The sequence below is a fragment of the Kitasatospora sp. NPDC057595 genome (assembly GCF_042800875.1).
Lineage (GTDB): Bacteria > Actinomycetota > Actinomycetes > Streptomycetales > Streptomycetaceae > Kitasatospora.
Map to the genome: position 1 here is coordinate 340,398 of NZ_JBHVGL010000002.1, position 21,247 is coordinate 361,644.

Here is a 21,247-nt window from a genome sequence, read left to right on the forward strand (position 1 = left end):
GCTCCTGCTCGCGTCAATGAGCGCCGAGCCTACGGGCGGCGGGCCCGGGGTGCCGGGAGGCGGGCAATAGTCGTATCGGGTCGGGCCGCCGCCGGGGAGGCCGGTCGAACGCCAGGCCTTCGATCGATCGGCCGTGCGTGCCGTGGACCTGCGGACTTCGCCGCCGGATACGGATTTCACCTCTGGGCGCGGAACGTGTAATCTCTTCCTCGTTCGCCCCTATAGCTCAGTCGGTAGAGCGTCTCCATGGTAAGGAGAAGGTCTGCGGTTCGATTCCGCATGGGGGCTCTGGTGAGAAGGAGTCAGCTTCGGCTGTGCTCCGGATCACTGTGGCGGTGTAGCTCAGTTGGTAGAGCAAGCGGCTCATAATCGCTGTGTCACCGGTTCAAGTCCGGTCACCGCTACCCCGCGTAGTCGGTCGGGAGATCGCACTCCCGGTCGGCTACTCTTGTCTGTGTTCTTATTCATTGTCCAAGGAAGGCACTCCCGTGGCTGCCACCGACGTCCGCCCGAAGATCACGCTGGCCTGCGTGGAGTGCAAGGAGCGGAACTACATCACCAAGAAGAACCGGCGTAACGACCCGGACCGTCTTGAGATGAAGAAGCACTGCCCCCGCTGCAACTCGCACACCGCGCACCGCGAGACCCGCTGACCCTGTCGTAGGGCATCGGGCCTGTGTGAATCAGGTCTTTGACTCCGGGCCGCATCCCTCACTGGGTTGCGGTCCGGAGTTTTTTCGTTTGTCCACCGCGTTTCCGAGGAGCTTGCCGATGGCACTCGACCCCTCCTTCATCGGGCGGACGTATCCGCCCACCGAGCCGTACGAGGTCGGTCGCGAGAAGATCCGTGAGTTCGCCGCCGCGGTGGGTGACGCCAACCCGGCGTACACCGACCCGGAGGCGGCCAAGGCGCTGGGTCACCCGGACGTGATCGCCCCGCCGACCTTCCCGATCCTGCTCAGCATGCGGGCCTCCGCCCAGGTGGTGCAGGACCCGGAGCTCGGTCTGGACTACAGCCGGGTGGTGCACGGCGACCAGAAGTTCGTCCACACCCGCCCGGTGCGGGCCGGTGACCGGCTGACCGTGGCGGTCACCGTGGACAACATCAAGTCGCTGGCCGGCAACGACGTGCTCACCGTGCGTGGTGAGATCGCGGACGAGTCCGGCGAGCACGTGGTGACGTCCGTCATGACCCTGGTGGCCCGGGCCGCCGACGAGACGACGGGGGAGTGAGCCCGATGACGGTCCGCTACGACGAGGTCGAGGCCGGCACGGAGCTGCCGGCGCAGTCCTTCCCGGTGACCCGCGCCACTCTGGTGCAGTACGCGGGGGCCTCCGGCGACTTCAACCCGATCCACTGGAACGAGAAGTTCGCCCTGGAGGTCGGCCTGCCCGACGTCATCGCGCACGGCATGTTCACCATGGCCGAGGCGATCCGGGTGGTCACCGACTGGGTCGGCGACCCCTCCGCGGTTCTTGAGTACGGCGTCCGGTTCACCCGTCCGGTGCCGGTGCCCAACGACGGGGTCGGCTCGGTGATCGAGGTCTCCGGCAAGGTGGCCAAGCTGCTCGACGACCACAAGGTCCAGGTCGACCTGCTGGCGACCTACGGGGGCCAGAAGGTGCTCGGCATGTCCCGGGCGGTCGTCCGGCTGGCCTGAGCGCGCCCCGGCCGGGGCGGGGCGGCGTACGGGACCCCCGTACGCTGGGGGGCGTGCTGGAAGAACTCGACGCCCCCCTCGCCCCGCTGACCACCCTGCGGCTCGGCGGTCCGGCCCGCCGCCTGGTGACCGCGCACACCGATGACGAGGTGATCGCCGCCGTCCGCGCCGCGGACGCGGCGGGGGAGCCGCTGCTGGTGATCGGCGGCGGCTCCAACCTGGTGATCGGCGACGCCGGCTTCCCCGGCACCGTGCTGCGGATCGCCACCACCGGTTTCGTCCTCGACGGCACCGAGCTGGAGCTGGCGGCCGGTGAGGTGTGGGCCGACGCGGTGGCCCGCACCGTCGACGCGGGCCTGGCCGGCATCGAGTTCCTGGCCGGCATCCCCGGCTCGGCCGGCGCCACCCCGGTGCAGAACGTCGGCGCCTACGGCCAGGAGGTCGCCCAGTCGGTCACCGAGGTGGTCGCCTACGACCGCCGCTCCGGCGAGACCGTCACCCTCGGCAACGAGGCCTGCGCCTTCTCCTACCGGCACAGCCGCTTCAAGGCGGACCCGGACCGCTACGTGGTGCTGCGGGTCCGCTTCGCGCTGGAGGACGCCGCCGGGCGCTCCACCCCGGTCCGCTACGCCGAGGTCGCCAAGCACTTCGGGGTGGCCCAGGACGAGCGGGTCGGCCTGCGCGAGGCGCACGACGCGGTGCTCGGCCTGCGGGCCGGCAAGGGCATGGTGCTGGACGCGGCCGATCACGACACCTGGTCGGCGGGCTCCTTCTTCACCAACCCGGTGCTGAGCGCCGAGCAGTACGCCGCCTTCCTGACGGTGGCCACCGGGCGCGAGCTGACCGCCCCCGCCTACCCGGCGCCGGACGGGCGCACCAAGACCTCGGCCGCCTGGCTGATCGACAAGGCCGGGTTCGGCAAGGGCTACGGCAGCGGTCCGGCGACCCTCTCCACCAAGCACACCCTGGCGCTCACCAACCGCGGCGCCGCCACCACCGAGGACCTGCTGGCGCTGGCCCGCGAGATCCGCGACGGCGTGCGGGCCGCCTTCGGGGTGGAGCTGGTCAACGAGCCGGTGATGGTGGGCGTCAGCCTCTAGCTCTCGAGCGGGGCCGCTCAGGCGGTCAGCCAGGTGTCGATGTCGGCCAGCAGCTCCTTCTTCACGCTGTCGGGCGCGCAGGAGCCGCGCACCGACTGGCGGGCCAGCTCGGCCAGCTCCTGGTCGGAGAAGCCCAGGACGTCGCGGGTCAGGTCGTACTGGGCGGCGAGCCGGGTGCCGAACAGCAGCGGGTCGTCCGCGCCGAGCGCGAGCGGCACCCCGGCGTCGAACAGCCGTCGCAGCGGGACCTCCTCGGGGTGCTCGTAGACGCCGAGCGAGACGTTGGAGGAGGGGCAGACCTCGCAGGTGATCTGACGGTCGGCCAGCCGCTGCATCAGCCGCTCGTCCTCGGCGGCCCGCACGCCGTGGCCGATCCGGCCGGCGCCGAGGTCGTCCAGGCAGTCCCGGACGGACTCCGGGCCGGCCAGCTCGCCGCCGTGCGGGGCGGCCAGCAGCCCGCCCTTGCGGGCGATGTCGAAGGCCCGGTCGAAGTCGCGGGCCAGGCCGCGCCGCTCGTCGTTGGAGAGGCCGAAGCCGACCACGCCCCGGTCGGCGTACCGGACGGCGAGCCGGGCGAGCGTCCGGGCGTCCATCGGGGACTTCATCCGGTTGGCGGCGACCAGGACCCGGATGCCGACCCCGGTGGCCGCGGCGGCGTCGTCCACCGCGTCCAGGATCAGTTCCAGGGCGGGGATCAGGCCGCCCAGCCGGGGCGCGTAGGAGGTCGGGTCGACCTGGATCTCCAGCCAGCGGGAGCCGTCCCGGCGCTCGTCCTCGGCGGTCTCCCGGACCAGCCGGCGGATGTCGCTCTCGTCGCGCAGGCAGGAGCGGGCGGTGTCGTAGAGGCGCTGGAAGCGGAACCAGCCGCGTTCGTCGGTGGCCCGCAGCTTGGGCGGCTCGCCGGAGCTGAGCGCCTCCGGCAGCCGGATCCCGTGCTTGTCGGCCAGTTCGAGCAGGGTGGCCGGGCGCATCGAGCCGGTGAAGTGCAGGTGCAGGTGGGCCTTCGGAAGGTCCCTGACGTCTCGCGGGTTCAGCAGGCGTTCCATTCACGAATCCTGCCGCATCAGGGGGGCCTACGGGAACCGCCCTCTTCCCGTCCCCCGAAGGGGTGGAAAGAGGGCGGTTCGGTCAAGCGATGTTGACGAGCCGGGCCCGAGAAATCAGTCCCGGGCCTCGGCCAGCAGCTTCTGGACGCGCTCGACGCCCTCGGCGAGGTCGGCGTCGCCCAGCGCGTAGGAGAGCCGCAGGTAGCCGGGGGTGCCGAAGGCCTCGCCGGGGACGACCGCGACCTCGGCCTCGTCCAGGATCAGCGAGGCCAGCTCGGCGGAGGTCTGCGGGCGGTGGCCGCGGATCTCCTTGCCCAGCAGGGCCTTGACGGACGGGTAGACGTAGAAGGCGCCCTCGGGCTCGGGGCAGACCACGCCGTCGATCTCGTTGAGCATCTTCACGATGGTGCGGCGGCGCCGGTCGAAGGCGGTGCGCATCTCGTGGACGGCGGACAGGTCGCCGGCGACGGCGGCCAGGGCGGCGCGCTGGGCCACGTTGGAGACGTTCGAGGTGGCGTGCGACTGCAGGTTGGTCGCGGCCTTGATCACGTCCTTGGGGCCGATCACCCAGCCCACCCGCCAGCCGGTCATCGCGTAGGTCTTGGCGACGCCGTTGACCACGATGGTCTTGTCGGCCAGCTCGGGCAGCAGGGCCGGCAGCGAGGTGAACTCCGCGTCGCCGTAGACCAGGTGCTCGTAGATCTCGTCGGTGAGCACCCACAGCCCGTGCTCCAGGGCCCAGCGGCCGATCGCCTCGGCCTCGGCCCGGGTGTACACCGCGCCGGTCGGGTTGGACGGCGAGACGAACAGCACCACCTTGGTGTTCTCGGTGCGGGCGGCCTCCAGCTGCTCGACCGAGACCTTGTAGCCGGTGGTCTCGTCGGTCACGACCTCCACCGGCACGCCGCCGGCCAGCTGGATCGACTCGGGGTAGGTGGTCCAGTACGGGGCCGGGACGATGACCTCGTCGCCCGGGTCGAGGATCGCCGCGAACGCCTCGTAGATCGCCTGCTTGCCGCCGTTGGTCACCAGGACCTGGGAGGCGTCCACCGCGTAGCCGGAGTCGCGCAGCGTCTTGGCCGCGATCGCCTCCTTGAGCTCCGGCAGGCCGCCGGCCGGGGTGTAGCGGTGGTTCTTCGGGTCACGGCAGGCCTCGACGGCCGCCTCGACGATGTAGTCCGGGGTGGGGAAGTCCGGCTCGCCGGCGCCGAAGCCGATGACCGGCCGGCCGGCCGCCTTGAGGGCCTTGGCCTTGGCGTCCACGGCGAGGGTGGCGGACTCGGCGATCGCGCCGATCCGGGCGGACACGCGGCGGTCGGCGGGGCGGACGGAACTGTCGGGCTGCGGGGTGGAAGCGCTCATGCCTGCATGGTCGCAGACCGCACACGGCCCGGGCATGGCGGTTTCACGATATGTACGGGGCGGTCCACATGGCGGCCCGCCGGGACCCGGGTGACAGCCGGAAAAGAAGAGGTTCGACCAAACGCCCTCCGACCACGTACACTCACTGCTCGACGGCCACCGAACGAACCGGAGCCTCCGCCGCCGTACAGAGCCTGTACGGAGATCGGCGGAAGATGCGGTAGGTTGGTGGTCGCTACTGGGGCCGCGAGGTTCCGTAGGGCAATAGCTCAATTGGTAGAGCACCGGTCTCCAAAACCGGCGGTTGGGGGTTCAAGTCCCTCTTGCCCTGCTGCTTGATCCGTACTCAGCCCGTTCGCTCCGCAGAGCGAGCGGGCTTGATGCGGAGAGGGCGCCGATCAGCACCGTTAGCCGGCCGCTCGTGCCCTTTTCGGGGTACGCAGTCGACGTCCGGCAGGACCCGGATTCAGGTGAGGACGAGTGACGGAGACCACGGGCTCCACCGCAACGCCTGAGAGCGGCAACCCCGAGGGGACCGACGGCGCTGCCGAGACCACGCCCGCGGAGGGCGAGTCGCGTCGCAAGCGCTCTGGCGACAAGAAGTCCGGCAAGCGCGGCAAGAAGGGCGCTTTCGCCCGCCTCGCGCTGTTCTACCGGCAGATCATCGCCGAACTCCGCAAGGTCGTCTGGCCGACCCGCAACCAGCTGATGAGCTACACCAGCGTCGTCGTGGTGTTCGTCGTGGTCGTGATGGCCTTCGTCTGGGGCCTCGACTACGGCTTCTCCAAGGCCGCCCTCTGGATCTTCGGCTGACGCAGCCGTCCACCTTCGAAACAGCTTCCCCGACCCGGGCCGGTCCTCGGCCCGGGTCGAGCTGTCTGCGTCGGCGGGATGAGGCCGCTACCGTTGACTCGGTACTGTTGAAGTCTCCGAGGCGAACTTCCGGCGACCGCGTGAGCGGAGCGTCGCCGGTCCGTCGCGGAGCGCGCCACCTTCACCATCTCCAGGAAAGAAGCAGCCACCGTGTCTGAGTCCCCCCTGTACGACGCCGACGAGACCGTCCGCGAGGCGGATGTCGCCGCCGAGGACGCGGCCGAGCTGGCTGACGACGTCGAGACCGACGAGCAGCAGATCGTGGACGCCGTCGACGCCGACGAGGACGAGGCCGAGGCGTACGACGAGGCCGAGGCCGGGGAGTCGGCCGAGGAGGCCGCGCTGCACGTGGAGTCCGACGAGGCCGCCGAGGACGAGGGCGAGGCCGTCGCCGAGGAGACCGCGGAGGAGCCGGCCGAGGAGGTCGACCCGGTCGCCAAGTTCCGCGAGGACCTGCGGTTCATGCCGGGCGAGTGGTACGTGATCCACACCTACGCCGGCTACGAGAACCGGGTGAAGCAGAACCTGGAGCAGCGCGCCGTCTCCCTCAACGTCGAGGAGTACATCTTCCAGGCCGAGGTGCCGCAGGAGGAGGTCGTCCAGATCAAGAACGGCGACCGCAAGACCATCCGCCAGAACAAGCTCCCCGGCTACGTCCTGGTGCGCATGGACCTCACCCCCGAGTCCTGGGGCGTCGTGCGCAACACCCCCGGTGTCACCGGCTTCGTCGGCAACGCCTACGACCCGTACCCGCTGACGCTGGACGAGGTCGTCAAGATGCTCGCCCCCGACGTCGAGCGCCAGGCGGCCAAGGAGGCCGGCAAGCCCTCGCCGGTCAAGCCCAGCGAGATCCAGGTGCTCGACTTCGAGGTCGGCGACTCGGTCACCGTCACCGACGGTCCGTTCGCCACCCTCCAGGCGACCATCAACGAGATCAACCCGGACTCGAAGAAGGTCAAGGGCCTGGTCGAGATCTTCGGCCGGGAGACCCCGGTCGAGCTCTCCTTCGACCAGATCCAGAAGAACTAGTCCCACACTCTTCGGATGCGGGGCGGGGGCCGAGGCCCCCGCCCCGCATCCGTTTTGGTCCAGCGACGCCGAGGCGTTAGCCTGGTCCGATGTGTGTGCTGGCGACCGGGTGTCGCCCCGGTTCCGCGCACACCAGCAATCACCTCTCGGAAGGACCCGGAGAGACATGCCTCCCAAGAAGAAGAAGGTCACGGGGCTTATCAAGCTCCAGATCAACGCCGGTGCGGCCAACCCGGCCCCGCCGGTCGGCCCCGCGCTGGGTCAGCACGGCGTCAACATCATGGAGTTCTGCAAGGCCTACAACGCCGCGACCGAGTCGCAGCGCGGCATGATCGTGCCGGTGGAGATCACGGTCTACGAGGACCGTTCCTTCACCTTCATCACGAAGACGCCGCCGGCCGCGCGCCTCATCCTGAAGGCCGCCGGCATCGAGAAGGGCTCCAGCGAGCCGCACAAGACCAAGGTCGCGAAGCTCACCAGCGCCCAGGTCCGCGAGATCGCCACCACCAAGATGCCCGACCTGAACGCCAACGACCTGGACGCGGCGGAGAAGATCATCGCCGGCACCGCCCGGTCGATGGGCATCACCGTCGAGGGCTGATCACCCCTTCTCGTCCCCCGTGGTAGGGCCTGCGCTGGCCCGTGACTACCACAACTCCCATCACCATTCAGGAGCAGCTATGAAGCGCAGCAAGGCCCTGAAGGCCGCGGACGCCCAGGTCGACCGCGAGCGCCTTTACGCCCCCCTCGAGGCCATCCGCCTCGCCAAGGCGACCAGCACCAGCAAGTTCGACGGCACCGTCGAGGTCGCCATGCGTCTGGGTGTCGACCCGCGCAAGGCCGACCAGATGGTCCGCAGCACCGTGATCCTCCCGCACGGCACCGGTAAGACCGCTCGGGTCCTGGTCTTCGCGACCGGCGAGCGTGCCGAGGCCGCGCGTGCTGCGGGTGCCGACATCGTCGGTGCCGACGAGCTCATCGACGAGGTCGCCAAGGGCAAGCTGGACTTCGACGCCGTCGTCGCCACCCCGGACCTCATGGGCAAGGTCGGCCGCCTCGGCCGCGTGCTCGGTCCCCGTGGCCTGATGCCGAACCCGAAGACCGGCACCGTCACCCCCGATGTCGCCAAGGCTGTCAACGACATCAAGGGCGGCAAGATCGAGTTCCGCGTCGACAAGCACTCGAACCTGCACTTCATCATCGGTAAGGCCTCCTTCACCGACGAGCAGCTGGTCGAGAACTACGCCGCCGCGCTGGACGAGGTGCTCCGCGCCAAGCCGTCCGCCGCCAAGGGCCGCTACATCAAGAAGACCGCGTTCTCGACCACCATCGGCCCCGGCATCCAGGTGGACCCGAACCGCACCCGTAACCTCCTCGTCGAGGAGGACCCGGCCGCGGTCTGATCGCAGCCGTAGTCCGTACGGCGGGCCCGTACCCCCTTCGCCGGGGGTGCGGGCCCGCCGTCGTTTCCCGATCGATACCCCCGGTGGGGGGAACCGGGGCGCGGTCCGTCGTACGCTCGCCCGGTCCGCCCGCGTGCTCCCGTCCCGGGGCCGCCGCCGTCCGACCGCCGGAGAGTGCCGTGCCCGCCCTTCGCCCCGCCGCCAAGGGGGCGGCCCTGCTGCTGCTCGCCGCCGGCCTGACCGCGTGCAGCGTGCTGGCCGTGTCCGGCGACCGGACCCCGATCAGCGACCGCCCCACCGTGCGTCCGCCCCGGCAGGTGCTGCTCTCCGCCGCCCAGCGGCTGGACGACTCCGGCGGGGCCCGGGTGCAGGTGGTCCAGGAGGGGCCGGGCGGGCGGCGCAGCGCCGACGGCACGCTCACCTGGGGCGCCCGGGACGCGGCCGAGCTGTCGGTCACCGACGAGCTGGGCACCGGGCGGCTGCACCGGCAGGACGGCGTGCTGGAACTCGGCTACCCGGGGGCCGCGCCCAGGACGGCGGACCGGGACCGGGCGGAGTCGCTGGACCCGCGGGCCTCCGCCGGGGCCGCCGGGGCGGCGGGGACGACCGGCTGGGCCGGCGGCTGGATCACCGGGCTGCTGTCCAACCCGGGCGCCCCGGCGCACACGATGGCGCTGGCCGGCCGGCTCACCCCGCTCGGCGGCGAGCAGCTGAACGGCGGGACGGTCGCGCACTACCGGGGCACCGCGTCGGTGGCGGACTACTTCGGCGCCGAGGAGGGGCTGAGCCCCGCGCGGCTGACCGAGGTGCTCGGCTACTACGAGCGGAACGGGGTCGAGACGCTCGACTACGAGTTCTGGGTGGCGCCCGGCGACCGGCTGCTGCGGGTGCGGTCCACCGTCCGCGGCACGGCCGGCGCGGTGGTGACCACCACGGACGTGACCGAGCCCGCCGAGCCCGCCGAGTCGGTCGCGCCCGCCGAACCGGTCGCGTCCTAGGACTCCCGTGGCGGGTCGTGCGGCCGAGTGGCGGGGGGTGCCACCGGGTCGCGTGGGCCCGGGTGGCAAGGTGGGCAGGAACGGACGTCCCGGCCCGAGCGGTCGTCCGGCCGGATCAGTGGCAGTTGGGGAGGCGTGGATGGCGGTGCGGCAGCGGCTGGCGGCGGTGGTCGCCGTCGCGGTGCTGGCGGCCGGCCCGGCCGGGTGCAGCTCGGCCGGCGGCCCGGAGCCGTCCGCCTCGACGAGCGCGCCCGGCGAGGCGACGCCGACGCCGAGCAGCGCCTCGCCGACCTGGCCGGCCAAGCCGACCGACCGTTCGCCGCACGGGGTGCTGCTCTCGTCCCAGCTGGCCATGCAGACCGCCCGCCGGGCCAAGGTGAGCTACCGGCTGGGCGCGGACGCCGGCAGCGGGCCGCTGTTCTGGCAGCCGAAGACCGCGCTCCAGGTCAAACGTTCCACCCCGGCCGCCGCCGAGCAGCTGATCGTCGTGGACACCGTCGCCTACGAGGGCGGCGACGCGGCCACCGCGGCCAGGCTGGGTGGCAAGCACTGGGAGCGGTTCGCCGGCGCGGCGGGCCCGGACGGGCACCGGGAGATCCCCTACGCCGGGCTGATCGACCTGCTCAACCCGGTGGTGGCGCTGGCCGCCGCGACCGCCGACGGGATCACCGCCCAGTACGTCGGCGAGGACAAGTTCGAGGACTCGACGGTCGAGCACTACCGGGTGGCCACCGACGCGGCCCGCTACGCGGCGGCGCAGACCCAGCTCACCCCGGCCCGCCGGGACGGCCTGCGGGCCGCGCTGGCACCCGGCGGCTCGGCCTCGCTCACCCTGGACCTCTGGCTGAACGACAAGGACCAGCTGGTCCGGATGGAGCGGACCGGGTCGGGGGAGGGCGGCCGGCTGGACGACTCGGTGGTCTACACCGAGCCCGGCGGCGCGCTCTCGGCACAGGCCCCGGCGGAGGCGGACACCGTGGACACCGGCACCCGCAGCGTCTCCCCGCTGGCCCGCTGAGTCCGGCCTGCTGAACCCGGCCCGCTGAGTCCGGCCCGTCGGGCCCGGCCCATTGCCCCTGGTCGGGCCGCCGCCGGGGGCGATTTGCCCCGGAGGGCGGCGTCCGGCTACTGTGGCGGAAGCCAAAGACCGCTGGTTGTCGCCGTGCGTCCGTGAGGAAGCTCGCGACCGAAGGATCTGCGCTTCACGCGCAGGCAGCCCGCGCAGGACTGTTTGGAGCTTTGACCTCCGGGTCGCGTGCCCCGCACGTGGATCCGTCGAGTTCACGCCGAGCCCCGTGCGCCTGCGCACCGGGGCTCATCTGCTTTTCCGCAGGGGCTTTCCTTCGTCCGGTGGTCCGAGGCGCGAATGGTCGACTCTCGCGGTCGGCCGGACTTCGACATCACGGAAGGAGGCGTAAGCCTATGGCTAGGCCCGACAAGGCTGCTGCCGTCGCCGAGATCACGGAGCTTTTCCGTGGCTCGAACGCGGCCGTGCTGACCGAGTACCGCGGTCTCACGGTGAAGCAGGTCAAGACCCTGCGTCGCTCCCTGGGTGACAACGCCCAGTACGCCGTGGTGAAGAACACGCTGACCAAGATCGCGGCCAATGAGGTCGGGATCACGGAGCTCGACGACCTGTTCGCCGGTCCGACGGCTGTCGCCTTCGTCACCGGTGACCCGGTGGAGTCGGCGAAGGCTCTGCGTGACTTCGCCAAGGAGAACCCCGCTCTCGTCATCAAGGGCGGTGTCCTTGACGGCAAGGCGCTGTCCGCCGACGAGATCAAGAAGCTCGCGGACCTCGAGTCCCGCGAGGTGCTGCTCGCCAAGCTGGCGGGTGCCCTGAAGGCCAAGCAGTCCCAGGCTGCCGCGCTCTTCCAGGCCCTGCCGTCGAAGCTCGTCCGCACTGTGGACGCGCTGCGCGACAAGGTCGAGCAGGGCGGTGCCGGTACGCCGGCTCCCGCCGCCGAGGAGACCGCGGCCGAGTAATCGGCCGGGGCCATGCCTCGCTGCGGGCCCGTACGCCCGCCAACCCGTACATCCGGCACCACCTGCCGATTTAGTGGAAGGACGCCAATCATGGCGAAGCTGACCCAGGACGAGCTGCTCGCGCAGTTCGAGGAGCTCACCCTCATCGAGCTGGCCGCCTTCGTGAAGGCCTTCGAGGAGAAGTTCGACGTCACCGCTGCCGCTCCGGTCGCCGTTGCCGCCGTTGCCGGCGGTGCCGGTGGCGCCGAGGCCGCTGTCGAGGAGCAGGACGAGTTCGACGTCATCCTCGACGGTGCGGGCGACAAGAAGATCCAGGTCATCAAGGAGGTGCGCACCCTGACCTCCCTCGGCCTGAAGGAGGCCAAGGACCTCGTTGACACCGCCGGTGCCAAGGTCCTGGAGAAGGTTGCCAAGGACGTTGCCGAGAAGGCCAAGGCCGCCCTCGAGGCCGCCGGCGCCAAGGTCACCGTCAAGTGACTTCTCGCCCCCTCTGAGGGGGCCGCGGGCCGGGCCGATCACCCTTGTGGTGGTCGGCCCGGCCTTTTCTGTTCTCCGCCCCCGGCGGCCCCGTTCCAGGGCCCCGGCGGCCACCTCGTCCGTGGACACACCGGTGTGGCCGAACGCTCACTCGGCACTGTCGGTGCGGGCGGGTATGGTGATCGCTGTCATCGGGTGAGGCCCCGACCACGGCTTCTGTAACGCCGGGGTGGTCCGGCGCGATGAAGGGGTCGAGGTCCGCGCCGGAGGCGGGCCCTTGACGAACCCGGCAGGGCGCGCGATTCTCAAGGCGCGAGTCGGCCCGGTTGGTCCTCCGTCGGATGCATAACCGGCGGCTCCGGCGGGAAGTGACTCCACGTGAGTCGTGGGGCCCGGCAAGTCCGGGCCGGTGCAGTACCCGGCGGGCGTTCGCGCCCGACGGCTACCGGGAGGAGTCTCCGATTCGGTCTCCGAATCAGAGCTGGACAGCAGTGTCGCCTTTGGCTACACTGTCCCTTTGCGCTGCCTGTTAGCTTCTCCGTGACTCGTCGCCCGGAGTTTGCGTTGCCCCGAAGGGGTCTGGCACCACCTCCGCAAAGCGGCTCTGACCTGGGGTTTCGACCCCGGCAGAGGCCAGTGGCGAGGGAGGCGGGACCAAGCCCGTGAAGGCCCGGCTGGTACGCGCGTAGTGAGCTCCGAGCCCTCGGAAGGACCCCCCTCTTGGCCGCGCCGCGCAACGCCTCGAACAATTCCGCCGCATCCACCGCCCCGCTCCGCGTCTCCTTCGCGAAGATCAAGGAGCCCCTCGAGGTCCCGAACCTCCTGGCCCTGCAGACCGAGAGCTTTGACTGGCTGCTCGGCAACGCGGCCTGGAAGACCCGGGTCGAGCAGGCGCTGGACAACGGTCTGGACGTCCCCACCAAGTCCGGTCTGGAGGAGATCTTCGAGGAGATCTCGCCGATCGAGGACTTCAGCGGGTCGATGTCCCTGACCTTCCGCGACCACCGTTTCGAGCCGCCGAAGAACTCCATTGACGAGTGCAAGGACCGCGACTTCACGTTCGCCGCCCCGCTCTTCGTCACGGCCGAGTTCACCAACAACGAGACCGGTGAGATCAAGTCTCAGACGGTCTTCATGGGCGATTTCCCGCTCATGACCCACAAGGGCACGTTCGTGATCAACGGCACCGAGCGTGTCGTCGTGTCGCAGCTCGTCCGCTCCCCGGGTGTGTACTTCGACTCCACCCTGGACAAGGTGTCCGACAAGGACATCTACTCCTGCAAGGTCATCCCCTCGCGTGGTGCCTGGCTGGAGATGGAGATCGACAAGCGCGACATGGTCGGCGTCCGCATCGACCGCAAGCGCAAGCAGTCCGTCACCGTGCTGCTCAAGGCGCTCGGCTGGACCAACGAGATGATTCTCGAGGAGTTCGGCGAGTACGAGTCGATGCGCGCCACCCTGGAGAAGGACCACACCCAGGGCCAGGACGACGCGCTGCTGGACATCTACCGCAAGCTGCGTCCGGGCGAGCCGCCGACGCGCGAGGCCGCGCAGACGCTGCTGGAGAACCTGTACTTCAACCCGAAGCGCTACGACCTCGCCAAGGTCGGCCGCTACAAGGTGAACCGCAAGCTCGGCAACGCCGAGTCGCTGGACTCCGGTGTGCTCACCGAGCCCGACATCATCAACGCGATCAAGTACCTGGTCAAGCTGCACGCCGGCGAGGTCGACTGGCGTGACGAGACCGGCCGCGACATCGTGGTCGAGGTCGACGACATCGACCACTTCGGCAACCGCCGCCTGCGCAACGTGGGCGAGCTCATCCAGAACCAGGTCCGTACGGGTCTCGCCCGTATGGAGCGCGTCGTGCGCGAGCGCATGACCACCCAGGACGTCGAGGCGATCACGCCGCAGACCCTGATCAACATCCGGCCGGTCGTCGCCTCCATCAAGGAGTTCTTCGGCACCAGCCAGCTGTCGCAGTTCATGGACCAGACGAACCCGCTGTCGGGCCTGACCCACAAGCGCCGTCTGTCCGCCCTCGGCCCCGGCGGTCTCTCCCGTGAGCGCGCCGGCTTCGAGGTCCGTGACGTGCACCCCTCGCACTACGGCCGCATGTGTCCGATCGAGACCCCGGAAGGCCCGAACATCGGTCTGATCGGGTCGCTGGCCTCGTACGGCCGGGTCAACGCCTTCGGCTTCATCGAGACCCCGTACCGCAAGGTCGTCGAGGGCGTGGTCACCGAGCAGGTCGACTACCTGACCGCCGACGAGGAGGACCGCTACGTCATCGCCCAGGCGAACGCCCCGCTGACCGCGGACCTGCACTTCGCCGAGCCCCGCGTCCTGGTCCGCCGCCGCGGCGGCGAGATCGACTACATCCCGGGCACCGAGATCGACTACATGGACGTCTCGCCGCGCCAGATGGTGTCGGTCGCGACCGCCATGATCCCGTTCCTCGAGCACGACGACGCCAACCGCGCGCTCATGGGCTCGAACATGATGCGCCAGGCGGTGCCGCTGCTGAAGAGCGAGGCCCCGCTGGTCGGCACCGGCATGGAGTACCGCTGCGCCGTCGACGCCGCGGACGTCATCACCGCCGAGAAGCCGGGTGTCGTCCAGGAGGTCTCGGCCGACTACGTCACCGTGGCCAACGACGACGGCACGTACACCACGTACCGCGCCGCCAAGTTCACCCGCTCCAACCAGGGCACCGCCTTCAACCAGAAGGTGCTCGTGGACGAGGGCACCCGGGTGGAGGTCAACCAGGTGCTGGCCGACGGCCCCTGCACCGACGAGGGCGAGATGGCCCTCGGCAAGAACCTCCTCGTGGCGTTCATGTCGTGGGAGGGTCACAACTACGAGGACGCGATCATCCTGTCGCAGCGCCTCGTCCAGGACGACGTCCTCTCCTCGATCCACATCGAGGAGCACGAGGTCGACGCCCGTGACACCAAGCTCGGCCCCGAGGAGATCACCCGGGACATCCCGAACGTCTCCGAGGAGGTCCTCGCCGACCTCGACGAGCGCGGCATCATCCGCATCGGCGCCGACGTCGTCACCGGCGACATCCTGGTCGGCAAGGTCACCCCGAAGGGTGAGACCGAGCTGACCCCGGAGGAGCGCCTGCTCCGCGCGATCTTCGGCGAGAAGGCCCGTGAGGTCCGCGACACCTCGCTGAAGGTCCCGCACGGTGAGTCCGGCAAGGTCATCGGCGTGCGCGTGTTCGACCGCGAGGAGGGCGACGAGCTTCCCCCGGGTGTCAACCAGCTGGTCCGCGTCTACGTGGCCCAGAAGCGCAAGATCACCAACGGTGACAAGCTCGCCGGCCGTCACGGCAACAAGGGCGTCATCTCCAAGATCCTGCCGGTCGAGGACATGCCGTTCCTGGAGGACGGCACCCCGGTCGACATCATCCTCAACCCGCTGGGCGTCCCGTCCCGAATGAACCCGGGACAGGTCCTGGAGATCCACCTCGGCTGGCTCTCCAAGCAGGGCTGGGACGTCTCCGGCCTCGCCGACGAGTGGGCCAAGCGCCTGCAGGCGATCGGCGCCGACAAGGTCGAGGGCGGCACCAACCTCGCCACCCCGGTGTTCGACGGCGCCCGCGAGGACGAGATCACCGGTCTGCTCGACCACACCACCCTCACCCGTGACGGTGAGCGCCTGGTGAACTCCACCGGCAAGGCGCGGCTGTTCGACGGCCGCTCCGGCGAGCCGTTCCCGATGCCCGTCTCGGTCGGCTACATGTACATCCTCAAGCTGCACCACCTGGTCGACGACAAGCTGCACGCCCGCTCGACCGGCCCGTACTCGATGATCACCCAGCAGCCGCTCGGTGGTAAGGCGCAGTTCGGTGGTCAGCGCTTCGGTGAGATGGAGGTGTGGGCCCTTGAGGCATACGGCGCCGCGTACGCGCTGCAGGAGCTGCTCACCATCAAGTCCGACGACGTCCTCGGCCGTGTGAAGGTCTACGAGGCCATCGTCAAGGGCGAGAACATCCCCGAGCCCGGCATTCCCGAGTCCTTCAAGGTCCTCATCAAGGAAATGCAGTCGCTCTGCCTCAACGTGGAGGTGCTGTCCTCGGACGGCCAGTCCATCGAGATGCGGGACTCCGACGAGGACGTCTTCCGCGCCGCCGAGGAGCTCGGCATCGACCTGTCCCGGCGCGAGCCGAGCAGCGTCGAAGAGGTCTGACGGAGGTGGGGCCGGCCCGGTAGCCCCGGGCCGGCCCGCCCCCAGGCCCCCCTCAGACCACACGAACGACTCTCGACTTACGAAAGAGGGCTTGACGACCAGTGCTTGACGTCAACTTCTTCGACGAGCTCCGCATCGGCCTGGCCACCGCCGACGACATCCGCCAGTGGTCCCACGGCGAGGTCAAGAAGCCGGAGACCATCAACTACCGCACCCTGAAGCCCGAAAAGGACGGCCTCTTCTGCGAGAAGATCTTCGGCCCCACCCGGGACTGGGAGTGCTACTGCGGTAAGTACAAGCGCGTCCGCTTCAAGGGCATCATCTGCGAGCGCTGCGGCGTCGAGGTGACCCGCGCCAAGGTGCGTCGTGAGCGGATGGGCCACATCGAGCTGGCCGCCCCGGTCACCCACATCTGGTACTTCAAGGGTGTGCCGTCCCGCCTCGGCTACCTGCTCGACCTGGCGCCGAAGGACCTCGAGAAGGTCATCTACTTCGCCGCCTACATGATCACCTGGGTCGACGACGAGCGCCGCCAGCGCGACCTGCCGTCCCTGGAGGCGCACGTCTCGGTCGAGCGCCAGCAGATCGAGAACCGCCGCGACTCCGACCTCGAGGCCCGTGCCAAGAAGGCCGAGACCGACCTGGCCGAGCTGGAGGCCGAGGGCGCCAAGGCCGACGTGCGCCGCAAGGTGCGCGAGGGTGCCGAGCGCGAGATGAAGCAGCTGCGCGACCGCGCGCAGCGCGAGCTCGACCGCCTCGACGAGGTGTGGGCCCGCTTCAAGAACCTCAAGGTCCAGGACCTCGAGGGCGACGAGCTGCTCTACCGCGAGCTGCGCGACCGCTTCGGCACCTACTTCTCCGGCTCGATGGGCGCGGCGGCCCTCAAGGACCGCCTGGAGACCTTCGACCTGGCGGAGGAGTCCGAGCGCCTGCGCGAGATCATCCGCACCGGCAAGGGCCAGAAGAAGACCCGTGCGCTGAAGCGCCTCAAGGTCGTCTCCGCGTTCCTGCAGACCACCAACAAGCCCAACGGCATGGTGCTGGACTGCGTCCCGGTCATCCCGCCGGACCTGCGTCCGATGGTGCAGCTGGACGGTGGCCGCTTCGCGACCTCCGACCTGAACGACCTGTACCGCCGTGTCATCAACCGCAACAACCGCCTGAAGCGGCTTCTCGACCTCGGCGCGCCCGAGATCATCGTGAACAACGAGAAGCGCATGCTCCAGGAGGCCGTCGACGCGCTGTTCGACAACGGCCGCCGCGGCCGTCCGGTCACCGGCCCGGGCAACCGCCCGCTGAAGTCCCTGAGCGACATGCTCAAGGGCAAGCAGGGTCGTTTCCGTCAGAACCTGCTCGGCAAGCGCGTCGACTACTCGGCCCGTTCGGTCATCGTCGTCGGCCCGCAGCTCAAGCTGCACCAGTGCGGTCTGCCCAAGGCCATGGCGCTGGAGCTCTTCAAGCCGTTCGTGATGAAGCGCCTGGTCGACCTGAACCACGCGCAGAACATCAAGTCGGCCAAGCGCATGGTCGAGCGCGCCCGTCCGGTCGTGTGGGACGTCCTCGAAGAGGTCATCGCCGAGCACCCGGTCCTGCTGAACCGTGCGCCCACCCTGCACCGCCTCGGCATCCAGGCCTTCGAGCCGCAGCTGGTCGAGGGCAAGGCCATCCAGATCCACCCGCTCGTCTGCACCGCGTTCAACGCGGACTTCGACGGTGACCAGATGGCCGTCCACCTGCCGCTCTCCGCGGAGGCGCAGGCCGAGGCCCGCATCCTGATGCTGTCCTCGAACAACATCCTGAAGCCGGCCGACGGTCGCCCCGTCACCATGCCGACCCAGGACATGGTGCTCGGTCTGTTCTTCCTGACCTCGGACCGCGAGAACGTGAAGGGCGCCGGCCGCACCTTCTCGTCGACCGCCGAGGCGATCATGGCCTTCGACGCCCGCGAGCTGGACGTCCAGGCCCCGATCGAGCTGCGCCTGCCCATCGGCACCGTCCCGCCCCGTGGCTGGACCCCGCCGCTGGACGAGGACGGCCAGTCGAACTGGTTCGAGGGCGAGTCCTTCCGCCTGCGGACCACCCTGGGCCGCGCGCTCTTCAACGAGCTGCTGCCCGAGGACTACCCGTTCGTCGACTACGAGGTGGGCAAGAAGCAGCTCTCCGCGATCGTCAACGACCTGGCCGAGCGCTACCCCAAGGTCACCGTCGCGGCGACCCTGGACAACCTGAAGGCGGCCGGCTTCCACTGGTCGACCCGTTCGGGTGTCACCGTCTCGATCTCGGACGTCATCGTCCCGCCGAGCAAGCCCCAGATCCTGGAGGGCTTCGAGGCGAAGGCGGAGAAGGTCCAGAAGCAGTACGAGCGCGGTCTGATCACCAACGACGAGCGCAAGCAGGAGCTCGTCGGCATCTGGACCCAGGCGACCAACGAGGTCGCGGACGCCATGTCCGCGAACTTCCCGAAGACCAACCCGATCTTCATGATGGTCGACTCGGGCGCCCGTGGAAACATGATGCAGATGCGCCAGATCGCCGGTATGCGTGGTCTGGTGTCCAACGCGAAGAACGAGACCATCCCGCGACCCATCAAGGCGTCGTTCCGTGAGGGTCTCTCCGTGCTGGAGTACTTCATCTCCACCCACGGTGCCCGTAAGGGTCTCGCGGACACCGCTCTGCGTACCGCCGACTCCGGTTACCTCACCCGTCGTCTGGTCGACGTCTCCCAGGACGTCATCATTCGCGAGGAGGACTGCGGCACCGAGCGCGGCCTGAAGCTGGCGATCGGCTCCGTGGGCGCCGACGGCGTGCTGCGCAAGGCCGACGACGTCGAGACCAGCGTCTACGCCCGCATGCTCGCCGAGGACATCACCGTCGACGGCAAGCTGCTGGCCACGGCCAACACCGACCTCGGTGACGTGCTGATCGACGAGCTGATCCGCCACGGCATCAGCGAGGTCAAGACCCGCTCGATCCTGACCTGTGAGTCGGCCGTCGGCACCTGTGCCTTCTGCTACGGCCGCTCGCTGGCCACCGGCAAGCTGGTCGACATCGGTGAGGCGGTCGGCATCATCGCCGCCCAGTCCATCGGTGAGCCCGGTACCCAGCTGACCATGCGTACCTTCCACACCGGTGGTGTGGCCGGTGACGACATCACCCAGGGTCTGCCCCGTGTCGTCGAGCTCTTCGAGGCCCGTACCCCCAAGGGTGTGGCCCCGATCTCGGAGGCCCAGGGCCGGGTCCGCATCGAGGACACCGAGAAGACCCGCAAGCTGGTCGTCACCCCGGACGACGGCACCGACGAGATCGCCTACCCGGTCTCCAAGCGTGTCAAGCTCCTGGTGAGCGAGGGCGAGGCGGTCGAGGTCGGCCAGAAGCTGACCATGGGTGCCACCAACCCGCACGACGTCCTGCGCATCATGGGCCAGCGCGCCGTCCAGATCCACCTGGTCGCCGAGGTCCAGAAGGTCTACAACTCGCAGGGTGTGTCGATCCACGACAAGCACATCGAGATCATCATCCGGCAGATGCTCCGCCGCGTGACGATCATCGAGTCGGGCGACGCCGAGCTGCTCCCGGGCGAGCTCGTCGAGCGCGGCCGCTTCGAGCAGGAGAACCGTCGCGTGGTCTCCGAGGGCGGTCACCCCGCCTCCGGCCGTCCGCAGCTGATGGGTATCACCAAGGCCTCGCTGGCCACCGAGTCCTGGCTGTCGGCCGCCTCCTTCCAGGAGACGACCCGGGTCCTCACCGACGCGGCGATCCACGCCAAGTCGGACCCGCTGCTGGGCCTCAAGGAGAACGTCATCCTCGGTAAGCTCATCCCGGCCGGTACGGGTCTGCCCCGCTACCGCAACATCCGGGTCGAGCCGACCGAGGAGGCCAAGGCCGCCATGTACTCGGCCGTCGGCTACGACGACTACGACCTGTCGCCCTTCGGCGCCGGCTCCGGCCAGGCGGTCCCGCTGGACGACTACGACTACGGCCCGTACACCGGCTGAGTCGAAGGTTGCTGATCGCTGGGCGGTCACCCCGTGCGGGGTGGCCGCCCAGCGGCGTTCCCGGGGGCGGGCGGAAGGCGATTTGGGGTTCTGGGCCGAAGTCGCGTAGAGTCGTGTTCACCGACGCGGGGTGGAGCAGCTCGGTAGCTCGCTGGGCTCATAACCCAGAGGTCGCAGGTTCAAATCCTGTCCCCGCTACTGCATCGAAGGGCCCGGAGGCTTCAAGCCTCCGGGCCCTTCGGCGTTCCCGGGGTCCGTCGTGCGGGGGAGGGCGGGAAACCGCTCCGGCGGGGGAGGCCGGGGAGGGGGAGAGCGGGACAGGCTCGGGGCGTCGGATCGTGGCGCGGACGGGCGGAGGAACACGGGGATGGCTGTGCGACGGGTGCTGGGGGCGGTGGCGATCACCGCGGCGGTGGGGCTCGGTTCGGCGGGGTACCTGTGGGAGGCGGGGTACCTGGGGTCGGGTGGCGGGTCCGAGCGGCTGACGGTGTCCTACGGGGTGGCGGAGCCGGTGCGGGAGCTGGTGGTCGAGGGGCTGACCGGCGGCATCGAGGTCCGGGCCGGGGACGCGGTGCGGGTGGTGGAGCAGCAGTCCTTCCGCGGCGAGCCGCCGCGGACCCGGCACGAGGTGAGCGACGGCACACTGCGGCTCACGTACGACTGCTCGGACTGCGGGGTCGGCTACCGGGTGACCGTCCCGGCCGGGACGAAGGTCCGGCTGAGCAGTGGGACCGGCGGGATCCGGCTGGCCGGGCTGGCGGGGGAGGTGCGGGCGGAGGCCGGCGCCGGCGGGGTGACGGCGAGCGGGCTGACCTCGTCGGCGGTGCGGGTGAGCGTGGCGACCGGCGGCATCGACCTGGCCTTCGCGACGAGCCCGACCACGGTGGAGGCGCGGGCGGACGCCGGCGGGGTGCGGGTCGCGGTGCCCGGCGGCGAGGAGCCGTACGCGGTGGACGCCGAGTCGGGCGCCGGCGGCGTCGAGGTGACCGTGCCGCGGCGGGCCGGCGCGCCGCGCGGCATCACGGCGCGCACCGGGGCCGGCGCCGTGGCGGTCACGGGTGGCTGAGGCCGGCGCCGGCCGGGAGGTGCCCACCGTGCTGCCGGTCGGGCATGATCTTCT

General features: G+C 70.0%; 17 protein-coding genes and 4 tRNA genes. 19 read left to right on the forward strand and 2 right to left on the reverse strand.

Annotated features, from left to right (window positions below; all coding sequences use genetic code 11):
• Positions 1-215: 215 nt before the first annotated feature.
• The 6 genes from ACFU9E_RS04960 (at position 216) to ACFU9E_RS04985 (ending at position 2,761) form a co-directional block, all read left to right on the forward strand.
• Positions 216-288, forward strand: a tRNA-Thr gene (locus tag ACFU9E_RS04960).
• Between the two features lie 43 nt (positions 289-331).
• Positions 332-404 (forward strand) — tRNA-Met (locus tag ACFU9E_RS04965).
• Between the two features lie 84 nt (positions 405-488).
• On the forward strand, positions 489-653 hold the full coding sequence (gene rpmG, locus ACFU9E_RS04970) for a 50S ribosomal protein L33 (RefSeq protein WP_006604855.1): 165 nt from the start codon (positions 489-491) through the stop codon (positions 651-653).
• Positions 654-771: 118 nt separating this feature from the next.
• Positions 772-1,233 (forward strand): MaoC family dehydratase N-terminal domain-containing protein, encoded by a 462-nt coding sequence (locus ACFU9E_RS04975; protein ID WP_380686413.1) that lies wholly within the window; start codon positions 772-774, stop codon positions 1,231-1,233.
• A gap of 5 nt (positions 1,234-1,238) precedes the next feature.
• Positions 1,239-1,661, forward strand: coding sequence for a MaoC family dehydratase (locus ACFU9E_RS04980; protein WP_355358240.1), 423 nt, complete (start codon positions 1,239-1,241; stop codon positions 1,659-1,661).
• A gap of 53 nt (positions 1,662-1,714) precedes the next feature.
• Positions 1,715-2,761 carry a UDP-N-acetylmuramate dehydrogenase gene (locus tag ACFU9E_RS04985; protein WP_380714780.1) on the forward strand — a complete coding sequence of 349 codons (1,047 nt, stop codon included), beginning with the start codon at positions 1,715-1,717 and terminating at the stop codon, positions 2,759-2,761.
• A gap of 17 nt (positions 2,762-2,778) precedes the next feature.
• Here the strand turns inward: ACFU9E_RS04985 and ACFU9E_RS04990 are convergent, their stop codons facing one another.
• Both ACFU9E_RS04990 and ACFU9E_RS04995 read right to left on the reverse strand, forming a co-directional pair.
• Positions 2,779-3,807: an adenosine deaminase gene (locus ACFU9E_RS04990; RefSeq protein WP_380686409.1), complete on the reverse strand. Its 1,029-nt coding sequence runs from the start codon at positions 3,805-3,807 to the stop codon at positions 2,779-2,781.
• Between the two features lie 114 nt (positions 3,808-3,921).
• Entirely contained in the window at positions 3,922-5,169 is a 1,248-nt protein-coding gene (locus ACFU9E_RS04995; protein ID WP_380686407.1) for a pyridoxal phosphate-dependent aminotransferase, read from the reverse strand.
• 258 nt (positions 5,170-5,427) lie between these two features.
• Here ACFU9E_RS04995 and ACFU9E_RS05000 point away from each other — a divergent pair.
• The 13 genes from ACFU9E_RS05000 (at position 5,428) to ACFU9E_RS05060 (ending at position 21,193) form a co-directional block, all read left to right on the forward strand.
• A tRNA-Trp gene (locus ACFU9E_RS05000) sits at positions 5,428-5,500 on the forward strand.
• A 149-nt stretch (positions 5,501-5,649) separates the two neighbouring features.
• Entirely contained in the window at positions 5,650-5,982 is a 333-nt protein-coding gene (secE, locus tag ACFU9E_RS05005) for a preprotein translocase subunit SecE (protein WP_380686405.1), read from the forward strand.
• A 210-nt stretch (positions 5,983-6,192) separates the two neighbouring features.
• On the forward strand, positions 6,193-7,071 hold the full coding sequence (gene nusG, locus ACFU9E_RS05010) for a transcription termination/antitermination protein NusG (protein ID WP_380686403.1): 879 nt from the start codon (positions 6,193-6,195) through the stop codon (positions 7,069-7,071).
• A 166-nt stretch (positions 7,072-7,237) separates the two neighbouring features.
• Complete coding sequence (gene rplK, locus ACFU9E_RS05015; RefSeq protein ID WP_224278191.1) at positions 7,238-7,672, forward strand: 50S ribosomal protein L11; 435 nt, start codon at positions 7,238-7,240, stop codon at positions 7,670-7,672.
• Between the two features lie 79 nt (positions 7,673-7,751).
• Positions 7,752-8,474, forward strand: coding sequence for a 50S ribosomal protein L1 (gene rplA, locus ACFU9E_RS05020; RefSeq protein WP_355358252.1), 723 nt, complete (start codon positions 7,752-7,754; stop codon positions 8,472-8,474).
• 179 nt (positions 8,475-8,653) lie between these two features.
• Positions 8,654-9,472, forward strand: a complete 819-nt coding sequence (locus tag ACFU9E_RS05025) for a hypothetical protein (protein ID WP_380689551.1) — start codon at positions 8,654-8,656, stop codon at positions 9,470-9,472.
• A 139-nt stretch (positions 9,473-9,611) separates the two neighbouring features.
• Positions 9,612-10,490: a hypothetical protein gene (locus tag ACFU9E_RS05030; protein WP_380689549.1), complete on the forward strand. Its 879-nt coding sequence runs from the start codon at positions 9,612-9,614 to the stop codon at positions 10,488-10,490.
• Between the two features lie 404 nt (positions 10,491-10,894).
• Complete coding sequence (gene rplJ, locus ACFU9E_RS05035; protein ID WP_344342466.1) at positions 10,895-11,458, forward strand: 50S ribosomal protein L10; 564 nt, start codon at positions 10,895-10,897, stop codon at positions 11,456-11,458.
• Between the two features lie 90 nt (positions 11,459-11,548).
• A complete protein-coding gene (gene rplL / locus ACFU9E_RS05040; protein WP_380689547.1) occupies positions 11,549-11,935 on the forward strand; it encodes a 50S ribosomal protein L7/L12 in 387 nt (128 codons plus the stop codon).
• Positions 11,936-12,655: 720 nt separating this feature from the next.
• Positions 12,656-16,132 (forward strand): DNA-directed RNA polymerase subunit beta, encoded by a 3,477-nt coding sequence (rpoB, locus tag ACFU9E_RS05045; protein ID WP_380686468.1) that lies wholly within the window; start codon positions 12,656-12,658, stop codon positions 16,130-16,132.
• 101 nt (positions 16,133-16,233) lie between these two features.
• The gene (locus ACFU9E_RS05050) at positions 16,234-20,127 is read left to right on the forward strand and encodes a DNA-directed RNA polymerase subunit beta' (RefSeq protein WP_380686467.1); all 3,894 of its coding nucleotides are present in this window, start codon (positions 16,234-16,236) and stop codon (positions 20,125-20,127) included.
• A gap of 124 nt (positions 20,128-20,251) precedes the next feature.
• Positions 20,252-20,325 (forward strand) — tRNA-Met (locus ACFU9E_RS05055).
• A gap of 169 nt (positions 20,326-20,494) precedes the next feature.
• Positions 20,495-21,193 (forward strand): hypothetical protein, encoded by a 699-nt coding sequence (locus ACFU9E_RS05060; RefSeq protein WP_380690356.1) that lies wholly within the window; start codon positions 20,495-20,497, stop codon positions 21,191-21,193.
• Positions 21,194-21,247: the final 54 nt, after the last annotated feature.